This is a genomic window from Sphingomonas sp. ASY06-1R (assembly GCF_052180265.1).
Classification (GTDB): Bacteria; Pseudomonadota; Alphaproteobacteria; order Sphingomonadales; family Sphingomonadaceae; genus Sphingomonas_I.
In genome coordinates this window covers 1,649,787-1,675,808 of the sequence record NZ_CP197464.1, presented here as the reverse complement: position 1 = coordinate 1,675,808, position 26,022 = coordinate 1,649,787, and the positions used below count along the sequence as shown (strand labels likewise).

Genomic DNA, 26,022 nt, shown 5'->3' with positions numbered 1-26,022 from the left:
GCGTGGGGACCGCTTCAGGCCAGGCGGAAGCGCTGTTTTGTGCCGTTGGTCGAACTCGTCGCCACCCAGAGGTCAAAGTCGCCGGGCTCGGTTATGGGGCCAGTACCGCCCCAGAAGGCGAGATCGTCGCGGTGCAATTCGAAACGAACGGCCTTCGTTTCGCCCGGCGATAGAGTGACGCGCTCAAACCTTTTCAGCGCCCGCACCGGCTGGACGCGGCTCGCCACCACATCGTGGATATAGAGCTGCACGACTTCGGCACCCGCACGTTTCCCCTCATTGGTAACGCGCGCACTCACAAGCAGGCGATCGGTCATCGTGGCGGGCACCGACACGTCGCTGATCTCGAAGCGGCTATAGCTCAGGCCATGACCGAAGGGATAAAGCGCCTCGTTGGCGGTTTCGCGATATTTCGCTCCGAACGACTGGTTGGGGTTGGCCGTAGGGCGTCCCGTGCTCGAATGATTGTAGAAATACGGCTCCTGCCCGCCCCGGTGCGGGAAGCTCACACTGAGCTTGGCAGAGGGATTTACATCGCCAAACAGCACGTCGGCGATCGCATGACCGGTTTGCGAGCCGAGGAACCAGGTTGCGAGGATGGCAGGTGCGTCCTTCACGGCGCCTTCCAGCATCAGTGCCCGGCCATGGCGGAGCAATATGACAAGCGGCTTGCCCGTCGCGGCGACCGCCTCCGCCAACGCCATTTGCGCGGCAGGGATGACAATGTCGGTGCGCGATTGCGCCTCACCCGACATCGCCTGGGTTTCGCCGAGCGCCAACAGCACCACGTCGGACGCCCGCGCGGCGGCGACGGCGGCGGCGATGCCGCCGGGCAGCGGTGCGTCAACGCCTGAGCCGTCCACGACCTTCACCGCAATATTGCGCGCCCGAAGGCCATCGGCGATCGACACGCCAAGCTTGGGGTCGGCCATGAACGCCCAGGGGCCTGCCAGATTATCCCGGTCGTCCGCGAAAGGCCCGATCAAGGCCAGACGCTGCGATCCTGCCTTCAGCGGCAACAGCCCGCCTTCGTTCTTCAGCAGGACGATCGATCGGCCGCCGGCTTCGCGGCTCAGCCCGACCATTGCGGGCGTCGCGACGCTGGTGCGCTCGGCGGTCGCATTGAGCGAGCGATAGGGATTGTCGAACAGGCCGAGCCGCTCCTTCAACAGCAACACGCGCCGCACGGCCTCGTCGAGCCGTGCCATCGGCACTTCGCCCTTGGCGACCAAGTCCGGCAGCCACTGATTATACAGGTTGGACTGCATTGCCATGTCGAGCCCGGCCAGCATTGCCTTCTTGGCCGCGTCGCGACCATCGGCAGCATAGCCATGCGCGATCAGCTCTTCATCCGCCGTATAGTCACCGACGACCATGCCGCCGAACGTCCACTGGTCCCGCAGCAGCGCGGTCAACAGCCAATGGTTGCCCGTGGCGGGCACCCCGTCGATCGTGTTGAACGCGCTCATGATGGTCGCGACACCGGCATCGACGCATGCTTTGTAGGGCGGCAAGTGGACATCGTGCAGCGTGGCGGGTGAGATTTCAGTGTAATTATACTCCATGCCCCCCGACACCGCGCCATAGGCCGCGAAATGTTTGGCGCAGGCGGCGACGCGGGTGGGATCGCGCAGGTCGTCGCCCTGGAAACCGCGCACGCGCGCAGCGCCGAGCAGCGCACCAAGATAGGGGTCTTCGCCCGAACCTTCGACGTTGCGGCCCCAACGCTGATCGCGCGCCACATCCACCATCGGCGCGAACGTCCAATGGATGCCCATGGCGGTGCTTTCCAGCGCGGCGGCGCGGGCGGTGCGCATGGCAAGATCGGGATCGAACGCGCAGGCTTCCGCCAGCGGCACGGGATAGGCCGTGCGCAGCCCATGGATCACGTCGGCAGCGAACAGCAACGGAATGCCCAGGCGGCTGCCCTTGACCGCCGCCTCCTGCGCCCGCCGCGCGCCTGCCTGGCCGATGCCGTTGAACAACATTCCCACCTTGCCGGCGCGGATCTGGGCAAGCTGCACCGCGGCGCCATCGGCCGGCAGATCGGGATTGAAGGCAATCTGCGGCGGCCGGATCTGATCGGAGAAGCAGCTGAGCTGTCCCGCTTTCTCGGCGATGGTCATGCGCGCGATCAGCGCCTCCACCGACACGCTTCGCGCCGCGGCAGATGCTGTGCCCAGCGCCAAACCACTGAGCGCCAGTCCGCCCTTGATAAGCTCGCGACGTCGTAAGTCAGGGCTCATTTTCATCCTCCGGATCCTGGCAGAGCCACAAGGACCCAAAACATTCAATCAAGATCGAACCGGTCCGGTTCGGCTCAGGAAGGATGGCCGGCGACTTTCAGGCAGTGCGAAATTCGTTCGACCATCGGCGCATATCGGACCGCCAGGCTCTGGGGATAGCGAAAGCGGAACGCAATCAGGCGATCGCCGACCTTGATCGCCTTGGTATAAAGGATCTGGTCGACGCGCGTGCCGGAGACGACGAACCAATTCTCGCCGCGTGCGACCAGCGCGACATGGGTCAGCCTTTCCCGCTCCATCCGTATCGGCTCGGCCAGGGTCGCACGTGCATAGGGGATCCCGCCGGCAATCAGCTGCGCGCTATCCTTCGATTCCATCGCGATCGCATGGCCTGCTTCCGATTCACGGGGGGTCGGAAAGACTTTGCCCGGATAGCATATGGAGAAGCCAAAACGAGCATTGCGCCAGGTCGTCCAGCCATCCTCACTCTGGATGGGCGCTGCTTGCGCCGCCGATGTGATGGCCAGAAGCAGCGCCGCCCGGAATCCCTGCCGCATACTCTCCACCCAGAATATCTCCCGCAGCCTGCCTGAAAGACCGGGCGGTCTTCCACCCTCAAAAAGTCGCCACATCGCACGTCTGTGCAACACAGCGGACAGGATTAACCAGAGCTAACAGCATAATTCAGGAAGTCTGCATCGTGACATCCCTACTTTCGCAGTTAGCAAAAAGGAGAAGAAAGATGCTCGGAAAGATCACCACGTCGCTGCTGCTGGGTGCCACGCTGATGACGGGCGCCGCTGCGCCGGCCGAGGCACGCAAGCGGCATTATTGGAACGATCATGGTCGCTACGATCGTCATTATGCTGGCCGGGACGGCTATTATCATCGCAACTATTATGGCCGCGGATATCAGCGTCGCTGTTACGACAAGGGTAATGGCGGTCTGGCGATTGGCGCGATTGCGGGCGGTCTGCTGGGGAATACGGTCGCTGGTCACGGCGACAAGACCCTGGGTACCGTCCTCGGCGCGGCCGGCGGCGGCCTGCTGGGCCGATCGATCGACCGTAGCGATGGGCGGCGCTGCTGACGCGTGAGCTCCCGGGGGCTTCGGCCCCCTATCGCTTCTCTCGTTCCAACAATTCCTGCTTGATCGGCAGGCCCCAGGCATAGCCGCCGAGGCTGCCGTCGCCGCGCTGGGCGCGGTGGCACGGGATCAGCAGGGCGACCGGGTTTGCGCCGCAGGCCGACCCGGCGGCGCGGGCAGCGCCAGGCTTGCCGGCCAGGGCGGCGAGTGCGGCATAACTCAGCGTTTCGCCGGGTGGGACGCGCGACAATTCGCGCCAGACCGCCTGCTGGAAGGCGGTGCCGCGTATGTCGAGCGGTAACGTCATCGCCCTGCCCGGCTCCGCCACGAAGGCGACCGCGCTATCCAGCAACTTACGGAACGATGTGCCGCCGGGCTCGATCTGCGCGTTAGGGAAATCTGCGAGCAACCGGCTGTCGTCGGGCTCGAAAGCAACCCGGCAGATGCCGCGTGCGGTGGCGGCCACCAGCAGCGAGCCGAGATCGGTGTCGGCCACGCTCCAGTGGATCGTTTCACCGCGGCCGCCGTCGCGCCAGCGTGTCGGCGTCATGCCGAGCCGGTCAGGCGCATCCGCGTAGAAACGTGCGGGCGCAGTATAGCCCGCGTCGTAGAGCGCGTCGGTCACGGTGTCGGACTCCCTCAGGGCCCGTTCGGCGCGGCCGGCACGGTGGGCACGCGCATAGGCGGCCGGCGTGACGCCGGTGGCGCGACGGAACAGGCGGTGGAAATGATACGGGCTGTATCCGGCGATCGCAGCAAGGTCCGCCAGCGCCGGGGGTTCTTCGGACGTCTCGATCAGCGCGATCGCACGGGCGACCCCAGCCTCGTCCGCCGCCACATCGTCCGGGTGACAACGGCGGCAGGACCGCAATCCAAAGTCCCGCGCTTCCGCGCCGGTGGCGAAGAAGCGGACATTGTCGCGACGCGGATGACGCGCGGCACAGGAGGGACGGCAATAGATGCCGGTGGAAAGCACGCCGGTGACGAACTGACCGTCGACACCGCGATCGCGCCGCAGCACCGCTGCCCAACGCTGATCGTCCGTCTTGACTATCCTATCGTTTCGCACAGGTCGTCGCCTTCCTTGATCCTTCGAAGACCTTACCCGCACCGCGCCGCAATCGCTTCCCGCAACTTGCTGTCAAAATGCGACCGCGCGAAATCCTTGATACGCCCGACGGGGATCGCCGCCATTTGTGGACTGGATTGATATTACGGATATTTGACCCCGCTCGCCTTGCATTCCGTGGCCGCCGTTGCTAGTCGGCGCGCGACCGAAGTGGGTGGCTTTGCGGCCTGCCCGCTTTCGCCTTGCCCAACTGGCGCGAGGCACCACGAAATCAGGGGACGACGAGCGCGTGGAGCATTCCGGCGGCATACAGGCAAGTCTTAGCGGTCGGTATGCGATCGCCCTGTTCGAGCTTGCGCGCGACAATGGCAAGCTTGACCAGGTTGGCACCAGCCTGCGCACGCTGCGGCAGGCATTGGCTGATTCGGACGATCTGAGGCGACTGGTGGCAAGCCCGCTGATCAGCCGGAAGGATGCCGGAAAGGCAGTGTCGGGCCTCACCGCTCCGCTGCAGCTCGATCCGCTGACGGCAAACTTTCTGGGTGTGCTGGCGCATAATCGCCGTCTCGGAACGCTCGGCGCGATCATTCGGGATTTCAACACGCTTTCGGCGCGGCATCGCGGCGAAACCAGCGCGCAGGTGATCACCGCGCATCCGCTCGACTCCGGCCAGATGGCAGCGCTCACCGCGCGGCTCAAGTCGATCGTCGGCAGTGAGGTTGCGGTCGACGCGACGGTCGATCCCAAGATTCTCGGCGGGCTGATCGTCCGCCTCGGCAGCCGTCAGATCGACGGCTCCATCCGTACCAAATTGAACGCACTCGCGACTGCGATGAAAGGCTGAACATGGAAATCCGCGCGGCAGAAATCTCCAAGGTCATCCGCGACCAGATCGCCGGCTTCGGCACGGACGCCGAAGTGTCCGAGGTCGGTTCGGTGCTTTCGGTTGGTGACGGCATCGCCCGCATCCACGGCCTCGACAATGTTCAGGCCGGCGAGATGGTCGAATTCTCGAACGGCGTGCAGGGCATGGCGCTTAACCTGGAAGCCGATAATGTCGGCGTCGTGATCTTTGGCTCGGATAGCGAGATCAAGGAAGGCGACGTCGTCAAGCGGACGCAGACGATCGTGGACGTGCCCGTCGGCAAGGCCCTGCTCGGCCGCGTCGTTGACGGTCTCGGCAACCCGATCGACGGCAAGGGCCCGATCGAGACCACCGAGCGCAGCCGCGTCGAGGTGAAGGCGCCCGGCATCATCCCGCGTACGTCGGTGCATGAGCCGGTCCAGACCGGCCTCAAGGCGCTCGACGCGCTGGTGCCGGTCGGCCGCGGACAGCGCGAGCTGATCATCGGCGATCGTCAGACCGGCAAGTCGGCCGTCGCGGTCGACACCTTCATCAACCAGAAGGCCGCCAATGCGGGCGATGACGAGAGCAAGAAGCTGTATTGCATCTACGTCGCCATCGGCCAGAAGCGCTCGACCGTCGCTCAGCTGGTCCGCACGCTGGAAGAAAATGGCGCGATGGAATATTCGATCGTCGTCGCCGCGACCGCGTCGGAGCCTGCCCCGCTGCAGTTCCTCGCGCCTTATACCGGTTGCGCGATGGGCGAATATTTCCGCGACAACGGCATGCACGCCGTCATCGTCTATGACGATCTGTCGAAGCAGGCCGTTGCCTATCGTCAGATGTCGCTGCTGCTGCGCCGTCCGCCGGGCCGCGAAGCCTATCCGGGCGACGTGTTCTACATTCACTCGCGACTGCTCGAACGGTCCGCAAAGATGAACGAAGCCAATGGCTCGGGCTCGCTGACCGCACTGCCGATCATCGAGACGCAGGCTGGCGACGTGTCGGCCTACATCCCGACCAACGTGATCTCGATCACCGACGGCCAGATCTTCCTCGAAACCGACCTGTTCAACGCCGGCATCCGTCCGGCCATCAACGTCGGCCTGTCGGTCAGCCGCGTCGGCTCCGCCGCGCAGACCAAGGCGATGAAGAAGGTCGCCGGATCGATCAAGCTGGAGCTCGCTCAGTATCGCGAAATGGCGGCCTTTGCGCAGTTCGGCTCGGACCTCGACGCCTCCACGCAGAAGCTGCTCAACCGCGGTGCGCGCCTGACCGAGCTGCTCAAGCAGCCCCAGTTCCAGCCGCTGCCGTTCGAAGAGCAGGTGGCATCCATCTTCGCGGGCACCCAGGGCTATATTGACGGCGTCGCCGTCAACGATGTGGTGCGTTACGAAGAGGCCCTGCTGGCCGATCTGCGCGCCAATCACGCCGACGTGCTGAAGGCGATCCGGGATAGCAAGGACCTGGGCGATGACACCAAGGCGAAGCTCAAGGGCGCGCTGGACCAGTTCGCCAAGACGTTCGCATAAGTCCCATCCACCGTCACCCCGGCGCAGGCCGGGGTCCAGTCCGACGGTAAAAACTGGATCCCGGCCTTCACCGGGATGACGAAAAGAGGAAAACAGTGGCCAGCCTCAAGGCACTCAAGAACCGGATCAGCTCGGTCAAATCGACGCAGAAGATCACCAAGGCGATGAAGATGGTCGCCGCTGCCAAGCTGCGTCGCGCGCAGCAGGCGGCCGAGGCCGGCCGTCCTTATGCCGAGCGATTGAACGCGGTGATGGCCAGCCTGGCGTCCAAGGTGACGATCGGGCCGAACAGCCCGCGCCTGCTCGCCGGGACGGGATCGGACCAGAAGCATCTGCTGGTCGTCGCCACGTCCGAGCGGGGCCTGGCCGGTGCGTTCAACACCAATATCGTCCGCGCCGCGCGCAAGAGCGCGGACGCGCTGATCGCGCAGGGCAAGGATGTCCGCTTCTATCTGATCGGCAAGAAGGGGCGCGCGGTGCTGCAGCGCCTCTACCCCGGCAAGATCGTCCACCAGGTCGATCAGACGCACATCAAGAATGTGGCCTTCACCGATGCTCTGGACGTGGCACGCGATCTGACCGCCCGGTTCGAAACCGGCGAGTTCGACGTGGCGCACCTGTTCTATGCCAAGTTCCAGTCGGCACTGGTGCAGATCCCGACCGAGCAGCAGATCATCCCGGTCTCGCTCCCCGCGAACGATCAGGCACCGGCTGGCGCCACCGCCGCGGTGGAATATGAGCCCGACGAGGAGGCGATCCTGGCCGAGCTGCTGCCGCGCAATATCGCGATCCAGCTGTTCCGCGCGATGCTGGAAAATGCAGCGTCGGAACAGGGCAGCCGCATGAACGCGATGGACAATGCCACGCGCAATGCCGGTGATATGATCAACCGTCTGACCATTCAGTATAACCGTACCCGCCAGGCCGCGATCACGACCGAGCTGGTGGAAATCATCTCGGGCGCCGAAGCGCTCTAAGTATCCGACTAGGCAAGGAAAGATAATGGCAACCGCCCCCGTAATCTCCGCCGGCACGAACAATGTCGGCCGCATCACTCAGGTGATCGGCGCCGTCGTTGACGTTTCTTTCGACGGCGAACTGCCGGCGATCCTGTCCGCGCTCGAAACGCGCAACCAGGGCAACCGTCTGGTCCTCGAAGTGGCCCAGCACCTCGGCGAGAGCACCGTTCGCACGATCGCGATGGACTCGACCGAGGGTCTGACCCGTGGCCAGGAAGTGACCGACACCGGCGCGCAGATCAGCGTGCCGGTTGGCCCAATGACGCTCGGCCGCATCCTCAACGTTATTGGCGAGCCGATCGACGAGCGCGGCCCGATCAATTCTGACACCAAATCGCCGATCCACGCCAAGGCGCCGGACTTCGTCGATCAGTCGACCGAAAGCAGCATTCTCGTCACCGGCATCAAGGTGATCGACCTGCTCGCACCTTATGCGCGCGGCGGTAAGATCGGCCTGTTCGGCGGCGCCGGCGTCGGCAAGACCGTGCTGATCCAGGAACTGATCAACAATATCGCCAAGGGCCATGGCGGCGTTTCGGTGTTCGCCGGCGTCGGCGAGCGCACGCGCGAAGGCAACGACCTCTACCACGAGTTCCTCGACGCGGGCGTTATCGCCAAGGATGCCGACGGCAATCCGACGCCGGAAGGCTCCAAGGTTGCGCTCGTGTTCGGCCAGATGAACGAGCCGCCGGGCGCGCGTGCGCGCGTCGCGCTCTCGGGTCTCGCCAACGCGGAATATTTCCGTGACGTCGAGGGCCAGGACGTGTTGTTCTTCGTCGACAACATTTTCCGCTTCACGCAGGCCGGTTCGGAAGTGTCGGCTTTGCTGGGCCGTATTCCTTCGGCCGTGGGCTATCAGCCCACGCTGTCGACCGACATGGGTGCGCTGCAGGAGCGCATCACTTCGACCAACAAGGGCTCGATCACGTCGGTGCAGGCGATATACGTGCCCGCCGACGATTTGACCGATCCGGCGCCGGCAACGTCCTTCGCCCACTTGGACGCGACGACGACGCTGAGCCGCGCCATCTCCGAGCTCGGCATTTATCCGGCGGTCGACCCGCTCGACTCCACCAGCCGCGTGCTGGCGCCCGCCGTCGTTGGCCAGGAGCATTACGAGACGGCACGTGCCGTGCAGGAAGTGCTGCAGCGCTATAAGTCATTGCAGGACATCATCGCCATCCTCGGCATGGACGAGCTTTCGGAAGAAGATAAGCTGACCGTGCAGCGCGCTCGCAAGATCCAGCGCTTCCTGAGCCAGCCCTTCCACGTCGCCGAAGTCTTCACCGGCATCCCCGGCAAGTTCGTGCAGATCGAAGACACGATCAAATCGTTCAAGGCCGTCGTCGCCGGTGAATATGATCACCTGCCCGAATCCGCTTTCTACATGGTCGGCGGGATCGAAGAGGCCGTCGAGAAGGCCAAGAAGATGGCTGACGCCGCGTAAGAACTCGTCTCCCTCCCGCACGCGGGAGGGATCAAGGGACGGGCTGGCCCGAACGCTGGTCCGTCTCTATTATTCCCCTCCCCCAACCCCTCCCGCATGCAGGAGGGGGGAGAAGATAAATGGCACTGCATTTCGAACTGGTCACGCCTGAGAAGCTCCTCCGCTCGGAGGATGTCTATATGGTGGTCGTTCCGGGCACGGAGGGCGAGTTCGGCGTGCTGGAAGGCCATGCGCCGGTCATGTCCGTGATCCGCCCGGGCGATCTCACCATCTATTCCGGCCCGAACAGCATTGCCGCGCGAATCCATGTCGAAGGGGGATTTGCCGAGGTGAACGAGCAGGGGCTGACCGTGCTGGCCGAGGCCGCAAGCGAAGTCGCATAAAAAAACCGCCCCCGTGGGGGCGGTTCGATAGCCCGTGCGGCGCCCTCTCTTACTTGGCGATCTTGTCGAGCTTCGCCTGAAGGGCCGCCAATTGATCCTTCAATGCCGACAGATCGTCGCCCTTGGCCGGCTGCGGTGCGGCTTCGGCCTGGGTGGCATCGCCCGGAACCTTGAACGCTTTCGCGGCCGCTTCGAATATCTCCATGTTCCGCTTGGCGATTTCCGCGAACGGGCCACTGGCGAACGTTCCCTCGATCGCCTGACGGAACTGGCTCTGGTTGCGACGAAATGCCTCCATCGACGCTTCCAGATATTGCGGCACCATCGACTGCATCGAATCACCGTAAAGCGAAATCAGCTGGCGCAGGAAACTGACCGGCAGCATCGTCTGCCCGCGCGTTTCCTCTTCCATGATGATCTGGGTGAGGATGTTATGCGTGATGTCATCTTCGCTCTTGGCGTCGATCACCTTGAAGTCCCGCCCATCGCGCGTCATCTGCGCCAGGTGCTCCAGCGTGATGTAACTCGACGATTCGGTATTATAGAGCCGGCGGTTGGCGTATTTCTTGATTATCACCGTTCCCGAGTTTTCGGACGATTTCGCCATGCCTGTACAGCCTCCCTTTAGTTGCGATAGCGTAGCATCGTTTCATGATGCAGCGCAACACAGGCCAAGGCCGCTGCCCCTTTTCTTGAGTATGTTGCGCAGCGAAACCAATGGAGAGCCGGACCGCACCGCAGCAGCCCTGACGGGATTGCGCCATTATCAGCAGGCCGACCGGAATTCCGGCCCCGCCCCCGCCCCTATCCTTGCCCGCGTCGGTCGCGCATCCGTCCGGGATTATGGCGGGCAAGGCCCGCGCATCCTGTTCGTTCCATCGCTGATCAATCCGCCGGACGTGCTGGATCTGGATGCGGATCGATCGCTGTTGCGCTGGCTGGCGACGCAAGGCCTGCACCCCCTGCTCGTGGACTGGGATGCCCCGACCGACGAGGAGCATGACCTTACCGTCGCCGGTCATGTCGAAACCATGCTGCTGCCGTTGATTGAGGCGATTGGCGAACCGGTTGCACTGGCTGGCTATTGCCTCGGCGGTACCATGGCGCTGGCCGCCGCGGCATTACGGCCGGTTACGGCGCTGGCGCTGATCGCGTCGCCGTGGCGCTTCGCCGCCTATCCGCGCAAGACCCGCGCCGCGCTGGACGAACTTTGGAAAGCCGGGCAGCCGGCGACGGACGCGCTTGGCCTGCTGCCGATGGAGGTGCTGCAGGCGGCGTTCTGGCGGCTCGATCCCAAACGCACCATCGCCAAATATGAAGCGCATGGCCGGCGCGCGCCGGAAGAGCCGGCGTCGCAGACATTCGTGCGGCTGGAGGATTGGGCGAACGACGGCCCACCGCTCACGCGCGGGGCGGCGCGTGAATTGTTCATCGACATGTTTACCGACGATCGGCCCGGCCAGGGCATGTGGCAGGTCGCCGGCCAAACGATCGACCCCACCGCATTGACCATGCCGGTGCTTGAGATCGCATCCACCACCGACCATATCGTGCCGGCATCCACCACGCCCGGTATCGGCGAGCGGCTCGATCTTTCGCTCGGACATGTCGGGATGATCGTCGGCGGGCGCGCCAAGTCATCCTTGTGGGAGCCGCTTGCCGGGTGGCTTTCGCAAGCAACGCGGCCACGCTAGGCGCGGCGGCACATCGCAAGCAGGAGCATTCATGACCGACGTCGTCATCACCGCCGCCAAGCGTACCCCGGTGGGCAGCTTCCTTGGCCATTTCGCCGCAACGCCTGCCCATGAGCTTGGCCGCACCGCTATTGTCGCCGCGCTTGAACAGGCCGGCGTCGATCCGGCCGATGTCGATGAAGTCATCCTCGGCCAGGTGTTGACCGCTGGCCAGGGGCAGAATCCGGCGCGCCAGGCGTCCATGGCCGCGGGCGTTCCCAAAGAGGTGCCTGCCTGGAGCGTGCAGCAGGTGTGCGGATCGGGCCTGCGCTCGGTTGCGGTCGCTGCGCAATCGATCCGATCGGGCGATGCAACCATCATCGTGGCCGGCGGGCAGGAAAATATGTCGATGAGCCCGCACGCCCAGGCGCTGCGCGCCGGCACGAAGATGGGCAATCTCGAACTGGTCGATACGATGATCAAGGACGGTCTGACCGACGTCTTCAACGGCTATCATATGGGCATCACGGCCGAGAACCTGGCCGAGCAATATCAGATTACGCGCGAAGCCCAGGATGAATTTGCCTGTGCGAGCCAGAACAAGGCGGAAGCAGCCCGCCGCGACGGACGCTTCGATGCGGAGATTGCGCCCGTCACCGTCAAGGGGCGCAAGGGCGATACGATTATCGACAAGGACGAATTCATTCGTGAGGGCGTCGTCGTTGCCAGCCTTGCCGGCCTGCGCCCGGCGTTCAAGAAAGAGGGCACCGTCACGGCGGCGAACAGCTCCGGGCTGAACGATGGTGCGGCGGCGCTCGTGATCATGTCGGGCGAAGAAGCGGAGAAGCGCGGATCGCCCGTGCTCGCACGGATCAAAAGCTGGGCCTCGACCGGCGTCGATCCCGCGATCATGGGCATCGGCCCCGTTTCCGCGAGCAAGAAGGCGCTGGAGAAAGCAGGCTGGACATTCAACGAGCTGGATCTGGTCGAGGCGAACGAGGCCTTTGCCGCGCAGGCGCTCGCGGTTGGGCAGGAGCTTGGCTGGGATGCCTCGAAGGTCAACGTCAATGGCGGCGCGATCGCGATCGGCCATCCGATCGGCGCATCGGGCGCCCGTATCCTGACAACCCTGCTCTACGCCATGGAGGCGCGCGACGCGAAGAAGGGTCTGGCCACCTTGTGTATCGGTGGCGGTATGGGCATCGCGGTTTGCGTCGAGCGCGATTGATCGCGGAAAGGACCGAATTGCGGAACCAGTTTCGGTTCCGCATCATTTCGGCCTGTCTATGACGATCACGATCCCCCCTCTTCCCACCCCTAGCCGCCGGCAAGCGATTGCCGGCGGTCTGTCCCTGGCCGCCGGCCTGGCCTTTCCAGCGCAGGCCGCCGCGGACGACGCCTTTTCATGGACATGGCTGCAATCGTTCGCGGCCGATCTCGCCAAGCGCCCCTATGTGGCGCCGGCGGAGGCATCGGCCGCACTGTCCGCCGTGACGTATGATGCACTGAACCATATCAGCTACCGGCCGTCGGCGACGATCTGGCCGCAAGCGGGCGGGATCCGGCTATTCCCGCTGAGTGCCATGTCGCCGCATCCGGTGTCGATCGCCCTGGTCGAGAACGGACGCGCACGGCCGTTAGCCTTCAGCCGCGACATGTTCGACGGTGCGGAGCGCCTGCCCGCCGGAGCTGCCGGCTTTTCCGGCTTCCGCGTGATGAATCCCGGCGGCCAGGGCGATTGGCTGGCCTTTCAGGGTGCATCCTATTTCCGCACTGCCGGCCCGCTCGATCAATATGGCCTGTCCGCCCGCGGCCTTGCGATCGACACCGGCCTCAGCAAGGCGGAGGAGTTTCCCCGCTTTACCAAATTCTGGTTGGAACAGGGGCCAGGCGACGCGATCACGGTGTACGCCTTGCTCGACAGCCCCAGCGCGGCCGGCGCATGGCGCTTTGTCAACCGACGCACGCCAGCGGGTATTGTCCAGGATGTCAGCATGTCGTTGCAGCTTCGTAACGATGTCACGCGCCTGGGGCTTGCGCCGTTGACCAGCATGTTCTGGTATGGCGAGGGTCAGCGGGACAAGGCGATCGACTGGCGTCCCGAAATCCATGACAGCGATGGCCTGGCGATGACGACGGGCCGGGGCGAGCAGATCTGGCGACCGCTCAACAATCCGTCCCGCGCCATCCTCAACAGTTTTTCCGACCGCGATCCGAAAGCGTTCGGATTGCTGCAGCGGGATCGCAACTTCGATCATTATCAGGACGATGGCGTCTTTTACGAGAAGCGACCGGACCTCTGGGTCGAGCCCAAGGGCGCCTGGGGCGCCGGATCGGTTGGCCTGTTCGAAATTCCGACGAATGGCGAAACGGCCGACAATATCGTCGCTTTCTGGATGCCGAGCGCGCCTGCCCGACGCGGCGCCCGCTACGCCCTGAATTATCGTTTGCGGTGGGCAGCCGGATCGGGCGCGACCGGGGCGATCGCGAGGATCGTGGATACGTGGCGCGGCGTGGCCGGTCGCCCCGGCCATGATCCGATCCCGAATGCAACACGCCTGGTGGTCGATTTTGCCGGCTCGGCGCTCCATGGCCTCGATCGCAACAGTGGCGTAGAACCCGTCGTCACATTGTCATACGGTGCACCGATCAGCGTCGCCGCCTATCCGGTCGTAGGCGCATCCGATCGGTGGCGGATGATCGTCGATATCCCGTATAAGAGCGGTGAGACGCGCGATCTTCGGGGCTATTTGCGCCTGAAAGGTGGCGCGCTGACTGAGACGCTATTGTATCAGTTGGTTTAATTTCGGCTCCGACACGGAACTTGCCGTCCGGATGAGCGATTGCAACCCGAGCTCCGCAGAGAGCATCGGAGGGTAGCGTTTGATCGGCGTCCATAAGGCGCAACAGAGATGGATCAGGATATACGTTTGGCCAGAGAGCGCAGCGACGCTGCAGCCGACCTCCCGATGGAAGCCCCGCTGGCAATGCCGGTACAGGACTTTTATCGCACGCCGCGGCCGGCGCCGGCGTTCGTCCCCTCGGCGGGACTATGGCGCCGCGGCTTTCTGATCGTCGGCAGTGGCATCATCGGTTTCATGGCCAGCATCGGCATTGCCGATGGACTTGCCGGAGACGGTTATGATGCGGTCGATCAGGTGTTGGCGATCCTCAGCCTCTCGCTCTTCGCATGGATCGGCTTCGGTTTCCTGAATGCGATCGTCGGGCTGATCGTGTCGATCGGCCGGCGGCACCGGCAAAAGGACCCGACGCCCTTCCCATCCAAGCTCCTTGCTGTGCTGATCCCGGTCTACAATGAGGATATTTCGGCCGTCAGCGCCCGAATAGCCCGTATGGCGGAAGAGCTTCGCCAGAGCGGCGCCGCTGCCCTCTTCCATTTTTTCATTTTGAGCGATTCGCAGGCGGGTGCGGAAGCCGCCGAGCGGGCGGCCTGCCGGCTGCTGCGGAAGCGCAATGGTTGTCCGATCTTCTATCGTCGGCGCATGATCAATCACGGGCGCAAACCCGGCAATATCGCGGAGTGGGTGAAGCGTTTCGGCGCCGCCTATGAATCGATGATCGTGCTGGATGCGGATAGCCGGATGAGCGGCGATGTGATGCTGCGGCTGGCCAGCGAGATGGAAGCCGATCCGAAACTGGGCCTGATCCAGACGAACCCGCAATTGACCGCCGGAGAAACACTGTTCGCCCGCTGGCAGCAATTTGCAGCCGCACTGTATGGACCGATCTCAAGCGCGGGATTGAAGTGGTGGTCGGGCGACGAAGCGACGTTCTGGGGGCATAACGCCATATTGCGGGTCAGCGCCTTTGCGCAAAGTTGCGGCCTGCCCGCCTTGCCCGGTCGCGAACCGCTTGGCGGCGTCATCATGAGCCATGACATGGTGGAAGCGGCGCTGCTGCGTCGCCGTGGCTGGCGCGCCCGCATGATGCTGTTGTCCGAAGGCAGCTACGAAGAATGCCCGCCGACGATGATCGATCATGGCATCCGTGATCGACGCTGGTGCCAGGGCAATTTGCAGCATCTGCGTCTGCTCGACGCCGCGGGTTTGCACTGGGTGAGCCGCCTGCAATTGCTGATGGGGGCTTCAGCCTATCTGACCTCGCCCTTGTGGCTGTTCCTGCTTACGGTGGCCTTGCTGCAGTCGATCCGCGTCGGTGCGCCGGTCCTGGATCATGGTACGCCGACCTGGCTGCTGGTCGGGACGCTGCTGCTGTTGTTCGGCAACAAGATGCTCGCGTTGGTCTGGGCCGCCTTCGATCGCAAGCTGGTCGTCATGCTTGGCGGATGGCGGGCAATCTTCACCGGCCTGTTGGTCGATATCCCGCTTTCCGTGCTGGCCGCGCCGATCATCATGGCATCGCAATGCCTGGCCATCCTGGAGATCATGACCGGCCGCCCGAGCGGCTGGGCGGCGCAGCGGCGGGAAGCCAACAACGTCTCGATCATCGATGCCTTCGATCATTATCGTTGGCACGTGCTGCTGGGTCTGCCCTTCCTGCTCGTCACGATGGATCCATCGGCAACCGGCCTCTGGAATCTGCCGGTCGCGCTAGGATTGCTGGGCGCGCCCCTGCTGGTTGCGGCGACATCGCGTGCGGACTGGGGCGCGCGTGCTGCGCGGTTCAAGCTATTTTCCGGCGATCCGGGGGAGCAGCGCTCGACCCCATTGGCCGGCGCGGAACAACCGCGCCCAGCCACGACCGCGCTCGTCTAACGCTGGGGTGGCGTTTCGTCGGGACGCCCCTTCGACTGCGTATCGGCATCGTCGAGCGCTTTGCCTGGATCGGGGTGGGGCGACTTTGACGGCGTACCGGTGCGCGCATCGCGATTGACGCCGTCGATATCGGAATGGGGTGGCGATTCAGGCGGCTTTGCCATGATGTTCATCCTTTCTGTTGTGATGCGATCAACGCGCAAAGGGGCGCTTGGCCGCATCGGCGACAGGCCGGGCGATCGCGCCCCCATTACGATCTCGGCATAGTGCCGCTACAAGACGGCGTCGCTGACGACGAAAGGATGCGCGTATGGCCGACCAGGTCACGAACGATGAAGCCCACAGCCGCTACGAATTACATGTGGAGGGCGGGGTCGCTTTCGCAGCCTATGAGCGGCATGGCGATATTGTTGCCTTCACGCACACGGTGGTGCCGGAACGTCTGCGCGGCAAGGGATTGGCCGGGAAGCTGATCGAAGGGGCGCTGGCGGATGTGCGCCGGCAGGGCTTGAAGATACTGCCCAAATGCTCGTTCGTGGTGTCGTATGTCGAACGTCATCCGGAGGTGCAGGATCTGGTCGCCGCGTCACCCTCACCCTGACGACTCCCGATACGTCCCATCGCTCCGTTAAGATCGATCGTCGGCTGTTCAGTTCGCCATAGGTCGTCGATAAATCAGGGTCGCCAATGGTTTGCGACTGGCGTCGCAGATCGATGCCATGGTGGAACGGATGCACCAGGATGGTGACATCCCTTGTCGGAACCTGCCACTTTCCCGCCTAAACGCGCGCTCGGTTGCGGACAGTCCAGGTTCAACGCGGCCAGGGGAGACAGATGTTGACCAGTCAAGCTGGGGAGACAGTTGCAGCGCGTTGGCTGCCATCGGCACCGTCGCGCGCGGAGAATCCGCACATGACGCTGGCATTTGCGCGCGCCTACGAACAGACCGCGACGCGCATTACCGGGCCTGTCTCCTTCGCGGCACTCCGGCAGGTTGCAGCCTTGGGCCATGGCACGCGCATTCTGGATGTCGCTGCCGGGACCGGCGCGTTGAGCGTGCCCGCCGCACATGCCGGCGCGGCGGTGACCGCGATCGATATTGCCCCCGGTATGGTGGAATTGCTGACCGAGCGGCTGTCGCCTTTCCCGGCGGCACAGGCCGTTGCGATGAACGGCGAGGCGCTTAGCTTCCCAGATGGCAGTTTTGATGCGGCTTTGTCCGTCTTCGGCGTCAGCCTATTCAGCGACTGGCGCCGGGGTCTGGCCGAACTGACCCGCGTCGTCCGGGTGGGCGGCCAGATCGTCGTGGCAACGTGGCGCACGCCACCCGGCGGCGGCCCCTTCGTCATCATGGCGGAAGCCCTTCGTGCGACCTTCCCGGATCGCCCGGCTCCGGCAGGACCCGAAGGGTTCATCACATTGGCTGCGCCCGATGGGATGACTGCCGCCTTGACCGATGCGGGTCTGATCGACGTCCAGGCGCAAGAGATCGAGGCGATGTGGGAAGGTCCCGCCGGACCCGATTATCTTGCCGAGATGGCAGAACTACATTCCTATATGGGCCCTTATGCCGCGCTCGATCCCGAACAGAAGCAAAGCGTAGACCGCGCCATTCTTGACGCGGTTGATCGACGGGCGACGGCAGGCCGCCTTGTCATGAAGACGATGGTAACCTTGGCGACGGGGCTTCGGCCCGCCACGGACGCTTGATCAAAACCGCCCCCTCGCCATCCGCTGCAAGGCCGATCGCAGCGGAATGTCCCACCAGCGATAGGCGGCAACCGCAAACAGGATCGTAAAGAAGTAGAGCGAGCATGCGATTACGACGGTGATAGCCGTCGTCTCACCACGGCCCGCCACCCAGTTCATGTAAAGATACACGAACGGGTAATGCGTGATGTAGAGCGGGTAGGATATCCGCCCAGCCGCCTGACACAGCCGCCGCGTCAGCGGGCCGCCGGCGGAATGGCGCCCGGCAATGATGATAGCCGGGAACAGGAGCAGCACGCACGTGGCCTGATAGACGCCGTTCCACTTCACCGTGCCGGATGACGGCAAAACGGGTACGATAAACACCAGCGCCAGTACGATGCTGAGCGGAATGAAACCGATCCGAAAGTGGGGCAATCGGTGATGCAGACGAAAGATCAGCAGGCCGATAAGGAAGGGATAGGCCAGGCGAACCGGTGCCCCCCAGAAGTTCGACAGGCCCCAGCCGGTATCATAGGATCCGAGCGAGAGCGCGGTAATGGCCGAGATGACGGCCGCGACGATCGCGGCGCCAGCGAGAGCCCGCGTGCCCAGCCGTCGCAAAACGAGGGCATAAGCGAGATTACCGATATATTCCTGCAGCAGCGTCCAGGCCGGTGCATTGAGCGGATGGCTGTCGCCCAAACGATTGGCGAGCGGCGCGGACGGCAAAGCGAGCAGCGCCATGATGAAAGCGAAGGCGACGAGTATCACCGAGGCCGGCTGCCGGTCCCCCGCGAACGGATCGCCCAGATAGCTGATCAGCCCCAGGATCGCCCCCAGCACAACCAGCGGGTGCAAACGGATCAGTCGCCGGACCAGGAACTGGCGCGTCGTCATCGTCCCCCAGCGATCGTCATAGGCATAGCCGACGACAAATCCTGAGAGCGCGAAGAAGAAATCCACTGCCAGATAGGCGTGTGGCAGCAGCAAGCGCGACGCGTCGAACAAGACTGTGATGCCCTGAATGTGGAAGGCGACCACCAGCAGCGCCGCAGTGCCGCGCAAACCGTCCAGTATCTCGAAATGCGCTTTGCCGCCTGCTGTACGATCCGGTGCCTGCGCGGTGTCAGGGGCGCTCATGAAGGACGTGGTCGGGCTGGATTACCCATGGCCGTGCTGCCGGCCGGCACGTCGCGCGTGACGACGCTACCGGCGCCTATGATGGCATCGTCGCCGATCGTAACGCCCGGCAGGATCAGCGCGCCGCCCCCGATCCACACATTGTTGCCGATGCGGATGGGCCGGCCAAACTCCAGCATTTGTGCGCGCAGAGCGGGATCGCGTGGATGATCGGCAGTCAGTATCTGAACGCCCGGGCCGATCTGCGTGCCGGCACCGATATCAACCCGCGCGACGTCCAGCACGATACAACCGAAATTCAGGAAAACGCGCGCGCCGAGATGGATGTTATAGCCATAGTCGTAATGAAACGGCGCCCGGACCGTTGCGCCTTGCCCAACGCTGCCGAGCGCTTCCTTTAGCAACGCCTCCCGCGCGCCGGCGGTAATTTCTTCCGGCGCGTTATAGCGGGCCATCCACGCCGCCGCGCGGGCGCTGTCGGCCGCAAGCTCGGGATCGTCCGCCGTATAAAGGGCGCCGGCGAGCATCTTCGCCTTCTCGCTCATCGTCGTCAGCTCAAGTCGTGCAAATCTTTGCCGAGCGGCGCGGTGATCCGCAGATCGGAAAAGCGGACGCGCAAGCCCTGACGCTCAGGCGTGCACGCCATTGGCCCCACCTGATACGACGCTGCCACCGGAAATGGCGCCAGCCGCACGAGTGGCCAGACCTTTCCATCCGCCGATACTTGTAGCCGCAACACGCCGTTCGCCACCGTCGCGCGCATCCAGAAGTCACGCGGGTCGGCGGCATAAGGCCCGGTCGCCCAGTCGGAGCGGCCATCGGTCAGGACGCTGCTGAGCATGGCGCGGCCATCCGACAATTCGATCCCGGCTTTTACCCAGCGCCGTTCGTCGAGCCGGACCATGATGCCGGCCTGGTCGTACAGCTCCTTATAGTCGCCGCGGATACGCAACTGCGCCGTGAAGGCCTCCGGCGTTGCGAAGCCGAGAAAGTGCCCGGAATCGCGCGTGAAGCCATAATGGGTTTCACGCCAGAAGTCGGTCGCGCGATCGGTGACGATCGTCAGGGCGCCGGCAGGGTCGCTGCTCCATGTCTTGGGCGGATTGAGCCAGCGGCCACCCTGGCGGCCGAGCAGGCGCTGTCCCGCTGCCGTTTGTCCTGCAGCCCCGGCCGGCAGGCCAAGCGCGATCGCGCCCGCGATGACAGTACGCCGTGAGACTTCCGCTTCCTGCATGACCGATGCCCTCATTGTGCGCTACGCGCGGCCGATGCCGACGTCCTGCCGCCCCTATGTGTACAAATGTACACATAAATGCAATGCCACCTGGCATGGCTGACGATGTGGTGAAGCGAAACGATCCCGCGCGGCGCCAACGCATTGTCGACGCGACGCTGGAGGCGATCGCGCAATATGGTGTGACCGGCACCACGCACCGGCGCATCGCCGCGATTGCAACGGTTCCTCTGGGTTCGGTGACCTATTATTTCGCGACGCTCGACGCGCTAATCACCACCGCCTTCATGCAACTTGCCGAGCAGTCCTCGCATGATTTTGCCGCGCGAATGGCAAAGGCCACGGACCGCGACACTGCCAAGGACGCGATCATCGACATCATCGCAGGCTCGGTCTGGGCCACGCCGCGAACGCTGCTGCTGAGCTATGAGCTATATGCGTTCGCCGCGCGCCATCCCTCGGTTGCGGCCGTGATGCGGGGGTGGATGGCGAACAGCCGGGCCGCGTTGGAACGCTATTTCGATCCGCTGACATCACGGGCGCTGGACGCGCTGGTCGAAGGCATCGGCATTCACAACTCGATCGACGATCGACCGCTGGGACCCGACGCGATCCGCACGATCGTCGAACGCATCACCGATAGCCGCTGAGCGCCGCCGCGATGCGCTTCCGTTTACGGACCGCCAGGCTCCTGCTTAGTCCGGATCGAGCCCCTCGTATCGGAAGAAGGCGAAGTCCGCCGGGGTGCCGAGCCCCGCTACATCCTGACAGGCGACACCGACGAACGCGCCGGTAAAGTTGGGAAGGCCCGGCAGCGAGGCCTCATCCGAAAGGATGCTGGCATCCAATATGTCAGAGCCATCCTGCCAGGCATCGTCGCCTGCGGCACGCCAGTGGAAGCGCAGCTCCGCCATGATAAGCTCGGCCTTCAGCTCGATCGGACCGTCCGGCAGATCGGTCGCCACGATCGACATCCGAAAACGACGGTCATCTGGCCAGGCAGACATCAGCTGCAGCACGCGCCTGCCCTCGTCGCGGCTGATATGCAGATAATGGAATTTGGTGCTGTTATAATAGCAGATCAGCCCCGCCGCCTGCTGATAGTCGATCGGATCGAACTCCAGTCGGGTCGTTGCCGTATAGCGGAAATGCTGCTGGCGCCGCGCGACCAGCGCCTGGCTGAACAGGCTGCCGACGGTTTCCCGCCCATAGAGCCGCAGGAAGCCCGGCCGGGCGGACAGGCTGAACAATTTTTCCGGCTCGGGTGAGCGCAACCACTGCAAATCCTGGGGCAACTCGCCCGGGGTGAAATCGCCATTCCAGACGGGCTCGTTCCATGGCGCGGCGGGAAGGTCAGGGCGCGGTGGCGAAAGATCCGGTTCGGCGTCGCCGGCCATCGTCCGCAGCCAGCCATCTTCCCCCCAGCGCATCGGCTGTAACGCCGTCTCCCGCCCCAGCGGGCAGCGCTCCAGATCGGGCAGCGGCCGCCCGCACAGATATACCAGCCAGGGCGTGCCATCGGCCAGTTCCACCAGATCGCCATGCCCTGCCCGCGCAAGCGGCCCATCGCGGCGGCCGTGCGAGGTCAGCACCGCCCCGTCCGGATGGACCTCATAAGGCCCGAGCAGGTTGCGGGAGCGGGCCATCACGACCGCATGGCCCCAACTGGTCCCACCCTCCGCCACCAGCAGATGATACCAGCCGTCACGCTTGTAGACGTGCGGGCCCTCGGTGAAGCCACGGTCGGTGCCCGTGAAGATCGGATGCCGCTCGCCGACGAGCGCGCCCTGAGCCCGATCGAATTCCTGCGCGACGATGCCGGCAAAGCGGGGTTTGTTCGGACGATGATCCCACAGCATGTTGAGCAACCAGCTGCGCCCATCGTCGTCATGGAACAGGGCCGGATCGAATCCGCTGCTGTTAAGATAGACCGGATCCGACCATGCGCCGTCGATCCGATCGGCGCTGACCAGATAATTGTGAAAATCGCGCAGTGTTACGCCGGTCGAGCCGTCCAGCGTCGATTGGCCGAAGCGCTTGACGTCCGTGTAGACCAGCCAGAAGCGGCCATCCGCGTAGCTGAGGTCGGGCGCCCATACACCGCAGGAATCCGGGTCGCCGCGCATATCCAGTTGCGACGCGCGCGTCAGCGGCCGCGCGGCAAGACGCCAGTTCACCAGATCCCGGCTGTGGTGGATCTGCACGCCCGGAAACCATTCGAAGGTCGATGTCGCGAGGTAGATATCCTCGTCGACGCGCAGGATCGACGGATCGGGATTGAAGCCACGCAGAATGGGGTTTCGGAAATGGGTCATGCCGGTTTGCGCACCATGGTCCAGAGAATGACGGCGCCGACCAGATCGAGCAGCCCGAGTACCACGAAGAACGGGCCATAGCCGACCGTATCGACCAGCCGTCCCAAGGTCAGCGTGAAGATGAGAATGCCAAGATTGCCGGCAAGTCCCGCAAAGCCGGCAACCGTCGCGACCTCGTCCCGCCGGAACAGATCCGACGCCATGGTAATGACCGTGACCGACAGCGTCTGATGCGCAAACCCGCCGATGCACAACAGCGCGATCGCCACATAGGGGTTGGTGGCGAGACCGACCATCGTCATCGCGGTCATCATCACCGCACCGAGCGTGAAGGCCCAGCGCCGTGCATCGATCAGGTCGACGCCCTTGCGCTGCAGGAAGGCCACGACGCCAGGGCCGAACAGGCAGCCCAGATCGGCGGCGAGAAAGGGCAGCCAGGCGAAAATCGCGATCTGACTGAGATCGAAGTGGCGCACGCGTGCCAGATAGAGCGGCATCCAGAACGAGAGCATCCCCCACACCGGATCGGCGAGCAGCCGTGGCAAGGCGATACCCCACAGCTCCCGTCGCTGAACGAGCTTGAGGAGCGGCGTCCGCTTTGTACCGATCGCAAGGCGAGCCTCCTGCCCTGCCTCGATATAGGTCCGTTCCTCCGGGCTGAGCCGGCGATGACGGCTGGGAATCTGATACCAAAGCAGCCAGGCGACGCACCAGACCAACCCGAGTGCTCCGGCGACGACGAAGGCGAGCCGCCAGCTTTGCGTCAACACCGCCCAGGCTACGAGAGGAGGCGCGAACACCGCGCCGAAGGAGGCGCCGATATTGTAGATGCCGCCGGCGATGCCGCGCTCACGCGCAGGAAACCATACGGAAATCAGCTTCTGTCCCGCCGGCTGTGCCGAGCCTTCGGCCAATCCCAGCCCGAAGCGGAGACCCGCGAACGAAAACCATCCTTGCGCGAAAATATGTGCCATCGTGATCAACGACCACAAGGCGGCGCAGATAGTGAAGCCCAGCCGCAGCCCGGCGCTGTCGAGCAGGAAGCCGATCAGCGGCTGGAACATAACGCCGACCTGGAAAGCACTGGTAATCCAGGAATATTGCTCGCTGGAGATCGATTGTTCCGCCAGGATCACCGGCGCGGCGACCCCGAGCACCGATCGGGACAGATAGTTGAGGATCATCGCGCCGACGAACAGCCCGATGATGGTCCAGCGCACATAGGGAAAGCCGGAACGCCCGCCGCCATTCTGTGTCACATTACCGCCAAAGATAGCCACTCCGCCCCCACTGCTGTCATTGTCGTGTTCGGATAAACCGGCGAACAGCCATGCCCCAGCGCCACACCTCTGGCCAGCCCGATCGCCCCGTCACGGTCGTGTCCAAAGCAAGGCCCGTCCGTCGCCTCGTGCATTCGAGCCGAAGGCCTAAGTGCATTCCTTGTCGGGAGCCTCGCCCATCATGCCGACCTGCGCGGATCCAACACGAGCGATCCGGTTCCCCGGAGGCTGGACAGCGGGCCTGCGATGCGGGCCTTGCCAGCTGGCCTTCCAAAGAAATCCATTCCAACCCGGTCGACGCTGCGGACGGCAGGTAGCGGACGCGTGGCGTCGACCGTCAGCTTCAGCGTGTCCGGATTGAAGTCGATCTTCATCTGCGCGCTCACCGATTGCATATCCCAGCCATAGGTGGCCTGCCATTGCGACAGATCGCTATACGCGATGCTGCGCCACGCAGTCGCTCCGGCCTCCTTAGCCGCCTCTGGCGCCAGGAAGCCTTGGAAATCCCTGGGCATGGCGACATACGCATTGCCGTCCGCCTTGTTGTTCCGGTTGAGGAAGACGATCCCGACTTTGCAATTCGCGATGATATTGTTCGCGACGATATTGCCATCGGCGACCGGGCGCCCGCGGTCGGCACGGACGATCGTGAATATCGCGGCATTGTCGCAACGGCCGATCAGATTGTGGGCGATGATGAGGTTGCTGCTCGCATTGTCGAAGATGCCGGATCCCGCACAGCCGCGCTGGCCTGGTGTACCCGGCTCCGCATTGCGCACGTCCCAAATGACATTATTGTCGATCATGTTCTGCGCGGGCGTCATTTCAAAATGCACCGCAGCGGAGACCGTCGTGACATCGGCGAAGACGTTCTGCGTCACCCGGCAATTGGCATTGTCGACGTCCCACCACGCCGCATTGCCATGCCGGATGTGTCGGATGACGTTGCGCCGGAACAGCATGTTCTTGGCGAAATGGAACTTGACCGCGGATGCTTCCCAGCCGCGTTCCGCATCGGCCCAGCCACAATATTCGAACAGATTGTCCTCGATCAGCGCATCCGTGGTCCCCATCCCACCAAGCCCCTCGACGCCGCAATACCGGATGGTGTTTCGGCGGACGATGATCGAGGCGCCCGGCCGGGGCGCATCGGCGCTACTGCCATCCCGGCCGATCGCGAGCGCCATGCCGTTGGCCCATTCCAGGCGATTATCCTCCAGGATCCAATGATCGCCGCCAGCCAGCGAGATCATCCCATATTGCGGGAAAGGATAGGCATTGCCGACATGCTGGAAGGTGATCCCCTTCACCCGGATGAAGCCGATCCCGCTATGCGCCGGGAGAAGCGCATGCTGCCGGGTCGTGACCTCGATCAGATGATCCGCCGGCGTTCCCGACGCCAGCCGGACATAGACCGCCGTCCCCGAATGATCGGCCCAGAAGCGCGCATTGGGCGATCCGCCGATCTCCTGCATCAGCGGGCCGCCCCGGCGCCGCGGCGGCAAGCCATTCTGGGGCACAGCCGGGCGCGTATAATCGGGCACCGGCGGCAGATCGGCCACCGCAAGTTCGCGCAGCTGCTCCATCGGCTCAAGCGGCTTGCCGTCGACAAATATCAAGCCACGTCGGCGCAGATAGGGCCCCAGATCCACCGTCGCCCCGTCCAGCCAACCCCACGATCCCATGATGCTGGGCAGTGCGAACGGATTATAGGCATCCGGGAATAAAGCGCCGGCAAGATCGTGGCGCCAGACGGTGACGTCCGGCGTGGCTACGCGGCCCGGACCGGGAAAGCTGGACGAGATCGCTTGTTGCTCCCAGCCATCCTTCAGCACTTCCGATCCGGTGACCACCACCTTTGCGCCCGGAGCGGCCTCGTAACTGATCATCTTCCCCGGCCCCGTTCCGCCGCGCGTCGGGCGGATACATTCGCGATAGGTGCCGCTGGCAATGACAACCCGCTCGCCAGGCTGCAGCAGCTCGGCCGCTTTGCCGATCGTGCGGAAGGGCCGCGCCTCGCTGCCTGGACCGGCATCGTCCGCATCGGGCGCGTTGGCATCGACATGATATGTCCGCGAGAACACCAACGGCTGTTCCCACCGCGCGAACAGAGAACCGTCAGGCATCAGGGCATCCCCGGACGCCGCGTCGCCTTGCCGTGCTCGCGCGGCAGCGGCCGAATCCCATCCGCTCAGGCCGACCAGCGCGCCGGTTGCGGCCGCCTTCTGCAAGAACAGGCGGCGGTCCATGCCTCGGCTGATCGCGGACGAAAGCGTCGGGCACCCTGGCTGTTCTTCGCAGTCTTTCGACACCGCCCACTCCTTC

At 64.1% G+C, this 26,022-nt stretch carries 24 protein-coding genes; 13 read left to right on the top strand and 11 right to left on the bottom strand.

The window, feature by feature from the left end:
* Positions 1-14: 14 nt before the first annotated feature.
* Together ACSBM8_RS08160 and ACSBM8_RS08155 are read right to left on the bottom strand one after the other, a co-directional pair.
* Positions 15-2,252: a glycoside hydrolase family 3 N-terminal domain-containing protein gene (locus tag ACSBM8_RS08160; RefSeq protein ID WP_442681133.1), complete on the bottom strand. Its 2,238-nt coding sequence runs from the start codon at positions 2,250-2,252 to the stop codon at positions 15-17.
* A gap of 68 nt (positions 2,253-2,320) precedes the next feature.
* Complete coding sequence (locus ACSBM8_RS08155) at positions 2,321-2,803, bottom strand: hypothetical protein (protein WP_442681132.1); 483 nt, start codon at positions 2,801-2,803, stop codon at positions 2,321-2,323.
* Between the two features lie 185 nt (positions 2,804-2,988).
* On the opposite strand from ACSBM8_RS08155, the gene ACSBM8_RS08150 reads away from it, so the two are divergent.
* Entirely contained in the window at positions 2,989-3,336 is a 348-nt protein-coding gene (locus ACSBM8_RS08150) for a glycine zipper 2TM domain-containing protein (RefSeq protein ID WP_442681131.1), read from the top strand.
* A gap of 28 nt (positions 3,337-3,364) precedes the next feature.
* Here the strand turns inward: ACSBM8_RS08150 and ada are convergent, their stop codons facing one another.
* Positions 3,365-4,402 (bottom strand): bifunctional DNA-binding transcriptional regulator/O6-methylguanine-DNA methyltransferase Ada, encoded by a 1,038-nt coding sequence (ada, locus tag ACSBM8_RS08145; RefSeq protein ID WP_442681130.1) that lies wholly within the window; start codon positions 4,400-4,402, stop codon positions 3,365-3,367.
* Positions 4,403-4,691: 289 nt separating this feature from the next.
* Between ada and ACSBM8_RS08140 the strand changes: the two genes are divergently transcribed.
* The 5 genes from ACSBM8_RS08140 (at position 4,692) to ACSBM8_RS08120 (ending at position 9,627) form a co-directional block, all read left to right on the top strand.
* On the top strand, positions 4,692-5,246 hold the full coding sequence (locus ACSBM8_RS08140; protein WP_442681129.1) for a F0F1 ATP synthase subunit delta: 555 nt from the start codon (positions 4,692-4,694) through the stop codon (positions 5,244-5,246).
* A gap of 2 nt (positions 5,247-5,248) precedes the next feature.
* Positions 5,249-6,778 carry a F0F1 ATP synthase subunit alpha gene (gene atpA / locus ACSBM8_RS08135; protein ID WP_442681128.1) on the top strand — a complete coding sequence of 510 codons (1,530 nt, stop codon included), beginning with the start codon at positions 5,249-5,251 and terminating at the stop codon, positions 6,776-6,778.
* A gap of 95 nt (positions 6,779-6,873) precedes the next feature.
* Positions 6,874-7,755, top strand: coding sequence for a F0F1 ATP synthase subunit gamma (locus ACSBM8_RS08130; protein WP_442681127.1), 882 nt, complete (start codon positions 6,874-6,876; stop codon positions 7,753-7,755).
* Positions 7,756-7,780: 25 nt separating this feature from the next.
* The gene (gene atpD / locus ACSBM8_RS08125; protein WP_442681126.1) at positions 7,781-9,244 is read left to right on the top strand and encodes a F0F1 ATP synthase subunit beta; all 1,464 of its coding nucleotides are present in this window, start codon (positions 7,781-7,783) and stop codon (positions 9,242-9,244) included.
* Positions 9,245-9,363: 119 nt separating this feature from the next.
* On the top strand, positions 9,364-9,627 hold the full coding sequence (locus ACSBM8_RS08120) for an ATP synthase F1 subunit epsilon (protein ID WP_442681125.1): 264 nt from the start codon (positions 9,364-9,366) through the stop codon (positions 9,625-9,627).
* A gap of 49 nt (positions 9,628-9,676) precedes the next feature.
* Here ACSBM8_RS08120 and phaR read toward each other — a convergent pair whose 3' ends face one another.
* On the bottom strand, positions 9,677-10,234 hold the full coding sequence (gene phaR, locus ACSBM8_RS08115) for a polyhydroxyalkanoate synthesis repressor PhaR (protein ID WP_442681124.1): 558 nt from the start codon (positions 10,232-10,234) through the stop codon (positions 9,677-9,679).
* Positions 10,235-10,325: 91 nt separating this feature from the next.
* On the opposite strand from phaR, the gene ACSBM8_RS08110 reads away from it, so the two are divergent.
* The 4 genes from ACSBM8_RS08110 to mdoH all read left to right on the top strand — a co-directional run bounded on the left by ACSBM8_RS08110 (position 10,326) and on the right by mdoH (position 16,036).
* Positions 10,326-11,321: an alpha/beta hydrolase gene (locus ACSBM8_RS08110; RefSeq protein ID WP_442681123.1), complete on the top strand. Its 996-nt coding sequence runs from the start codon at positions 10,326-10,328 to the stop codon at positions 11,319-11,321.
* 31 nt (positions 11,322-11,352) lie between these two features.
* On the top strand, positions 11,353-12,528 hold the full coding sequence (locus ACSBM8_RS08105; RefSeq protein ID WP_442681122.1) for an acetyl-CoA C-acetyltransferase: 1,176 nt from the start codon (positions 11,353-11,355) through the stop codon (positions 12,526-12,528).
* A 58-nt stretch (positions 12,529-12,586) separates the two neighbouring features.
* Complete coding sequence (locus ACSBM8_RS08100; RefSeq protein WP_442681121.1) at positions 12,587-14,104, top strand: glucan biosynthesis protein; 1,518 nt, start codon at positions 12,587-12,589, stop codon at positions 14,102-14,104.
* Positions 14,105-14,230: 126 nt separating this feature from the next.
* A complete protein-coding gene (mdoH, locus tag ACSBM8_RS08095) occupies positions 14,231-16,036 on the top strand; it encodes a glucans biosynthesis glucosyltransferase MdoH (protein ID WP_442681120.1) in 1,806 nt (601 codons plus the stop codon).
* Here mdoH and ACSBM8_RS08090 read toward each other — a convergent pair.
* Positions 16,033-16,200 (bottom strand): hypothetical protein, encoded by a 168-nt coding sequence (locus tag ACSBM8_RS08090; protein WP_442681119.1) that lies wholly within the window; start codon positions 16,198-16,200, stop codon positions 16,033-16,035. The genes mdoH and ACSBM8_RS08090 overlap by 4 nt on opposite strands.
* A gap of 146 nt (positions 16,201-16,346) precedes the next feature.
* On the opposite strand from ACSBM8_RS08090, the gene ACSBM8_RS08085 reads away from it, so the two are divergent.
* Together ACSBM8_RS08085 and ACSBM8_RS08080 are read left to right on the top strand one after the other, a co-directional pair.
* Positions 16,347-16,637, top strand: coding sequence for a GNAT family N-acetyltransferase (locus tag ACSBM8_RS08085; protein WP_442681118.1), 291 nt, complete (start codon positions 16,347-16,349; stop codon positions 16,635-16,637).
* 311 nt (positions 16,638-16,948) lie between these two features.
* Positions 16,949-17,746: a class I SAM-dependent methyltransferase gene (locus tag ACSBM8_RS08080; protein WP_442681117.1), complete on the top strand. Its 798-nt coding sequence runs from the start codon at positions 16,949-16,951 to the stop codon at positions 17,744-17,746.
* Here ACSBM8_RS08080 and ACSBM8_RS08075 read toward each other — a convergent pair whose 3' ends face one another.
* From ACSBM8_RS08075 to ACSBM8_RS08065, 3 genes are read right to left on the bottom strand one after another with little or no spacing between them, the layout of a single operon-like run.
* Entirely contained in the window at positions 17,747-18,868 is a 1,122-nt protein-coding gene (locus ACSBM8_RS08075; RefSeq protein ID WP_442681116.1) for an acyltransferase family protein, read from the bottom strand.
* Entirely contained in the window at positions 18,865-19,422 is a 558-nt protein-coding gene (locus ACSBM8_RS08070; protein WP_442681528.1) for a sugar O-acetyltransferase, read from the bottom strand. Before ACSBM8_RS08070 ends, ACSBM8_RS08075 begins: the two co-directional genes overlap by 4 nt.
* Positions 19,419-20,117 (bottom strand): DUF1349 domain-containing protein, encoded by a 699-nt coding sequence (locus tag ACSBM8_RS08065; protein ID WP_442681115.1) that lies wholly within the window; start codon positions 20,115-20,117, stop codon positions 19,419-19,421. Before ACSBM8_RS08065 ends, ACSBM8_RS08070 begins: the two co-directional genes overlap by 4 nt.
* Before the next feature lie 80 nt (positions 20,118-20,197).
* Here ACSBM8_RS08065 and ACSBM8_RS08060 point away from each other — a divergent pair, with 80 nt between their 5' ends.
* Entirely contained in the window at positions 20,198-20,752 is a 555-nt protein-coding gene (locus ACSBM8_RS08060; protein ID WP_442681114.1) for a TetR/AcrR family transcriptional regulator, read from the top strand.
* A gap of 45 nt (positions 20,753-20,797) precedes the next feature.
* Here the strand turns inward: ACSBM8_RS08060 and ACSBM8_RS08055 are convergent, their stop codons facing one another.
* From ACSBM8_RS08055 to ACSBM8_RS08045, 3 genes are all read right to left on the bottom strand, one after another.
* Positions 20,798-22,417, bottom strand: coding sequence for a glycoside hydrolase family 43 protein (locus tag ACSBM8_RS08055; RefSeq protein WP_442681113.1), 1,620 nt, complete (start codon positions 22,415-22,417; stop codon positions 20,798-20,800).
* A complete protein-coding gene (locus ACSBM8_RS08050) occupies positions 22,414-23,697 on the bottom strand; it encodes an MFS transporter (RefSeq protein WP_442681112.1) in 1,284 nt (427 codons plus the stop codon). Before ACSBM8_RS08050 ends, ACSBM8_RS08055 begins: the two co-directional genes overlap by 4 nt.
* 179 nt (positions 23,698-23,876) lie before the next feature.
* Positions 23,877-26,009 (bottom strand): right-handed parallel beta-helix repeat-containing protein, encoded by a 2,133-nt coding sequence (locus ACSBM8_RS08045; RefSeq protein WP_442681111.1) that lies wholly within the window; start codon positions 26,007-26,009, stop codon positions 23,877-23,879.
* Between the last annotated feature and the right edge of the window lie 13 nt (positions 26,010-26,022).

Bases quoted from the DNA above. Each gene is read 5' to 3' on its own strand.
- ACSBM8_RS08105 (WP_442681122.1), top strand. From the start codon at position 11,353: ATGACCGACGTCGTCATCACCGCCGCCAAGCGTACCCCGGTGGGCAGC.
- ACSBM8_RS08060 (WP_442681114.1), top strand. From the start codon at position 20,198: ATGGCTGACGATGTGGTGAAGCGAAACGATCCCGCGCGGCGCCAACGC.
- phaR (WP_442681124.1), bottom strand. From the start codon at position 10,234: ATGGCGAAATCGTCCGAAAACTCGGGAACGGTGATAATCAAGAAATAC.
- ACSBM8_RS08090 (WP_442681119.1), bottom strand. From the start codon at position 16,200: ATGGCAAAGCCGCCTGAATCGCCACCCCATTCCGATATCGACGGCGTC.
- ACSBM8_RS08160 (WP_442681133.1), bottom strand. From the start codon at position 2,252: ATGAAAATGAGCCCTGACTTACGACGTCGCGAGCTTATCAAGGGCGGA.
- ACSBM8_RS08120 (WP_442681125.1), top strand. From the start codon at position 9,364: ATGGCACTGCATTTCGAACTGGTCACGCCTGAGAAGCTCCTCCGCTCG.
- ACSBM8_RS08075 (WP_442681116.1), bottom strand. From the start codon at position 18,868: ATGAGCGCCCCTGACACCGCGCAGGCACCGGATCGTACAGCAGGCGGC.
- ACSBM8_RS08110 (WP_442681123.1), top strand. From the start codon at position 10,326: ATGTTGCGCAGCGAAACCAATGGAGAGCCGGACCGCACCGCAGCAGCC.
- atpD (WP_442681126.1), top strand. From the start codon at position 7,781: ATGGCAACCGCCCCCGTAATCTCCGCCGGCACGAACAATGTCGGCCGC.
- ACSBM8_RS08080 (WP_442681117.1), top strand. From the start codon at position 16,949: ATGACGCTGGCATTTGCGCGCGCCTACGAACAGACCGCGACGCGCATT.
- ACSBM8_RS08065 (WP_442681115.1), bottom strand. From the start codon at position 20,117: ATGAGGGCATCGGTCATGCAGGAAGCGGAAGTCTCACGGCGTACTGTC.
- ACSBM8_RS08055 (WP_442681113.1), bottom strand. From the start codon at position 22,417: ATGACCCATTTCCGAAACCCCATTCTGCGTGGCTTCAATCCCGATCCG.
- ACSBM8_RS08100 (WP_442681121.1), top strand. From the start codon at position 12,587: ATGACGATCACGATCCCCCCTCTTCCCACCCCTAGCCGCCGGCAAGCG.
- ACSBM8_RS08085 (WP_442681118.1), top strand. From the start codon at position 16,347: ATGGCCGACCAGGTCACGAACGATGAAGCCCACAGCCGCTACGAATTA.
- ACSBM8_RS08150 (WP_442681131.1), top strand. From the start codon at position 2,989: ATGCTCGGAAAGATCACCACGTCGCTGCTGCTGGGTGCCACGCTGATG.
- atpA (WP_442681128.1), top strand. From the start codon at position 5,249: ATGGAAATCCGCGCGGCAGAAATCTCCAAGGTCATCCGCGACCAGATC.
- ACSBM8_RS08155 (WP_442681132.1), bottom strand. From the start codon at position 2,803: ATGCGGCAGGGATTCCGGGCGGCGCTGCTTCTGGCCATCACATCGGCG.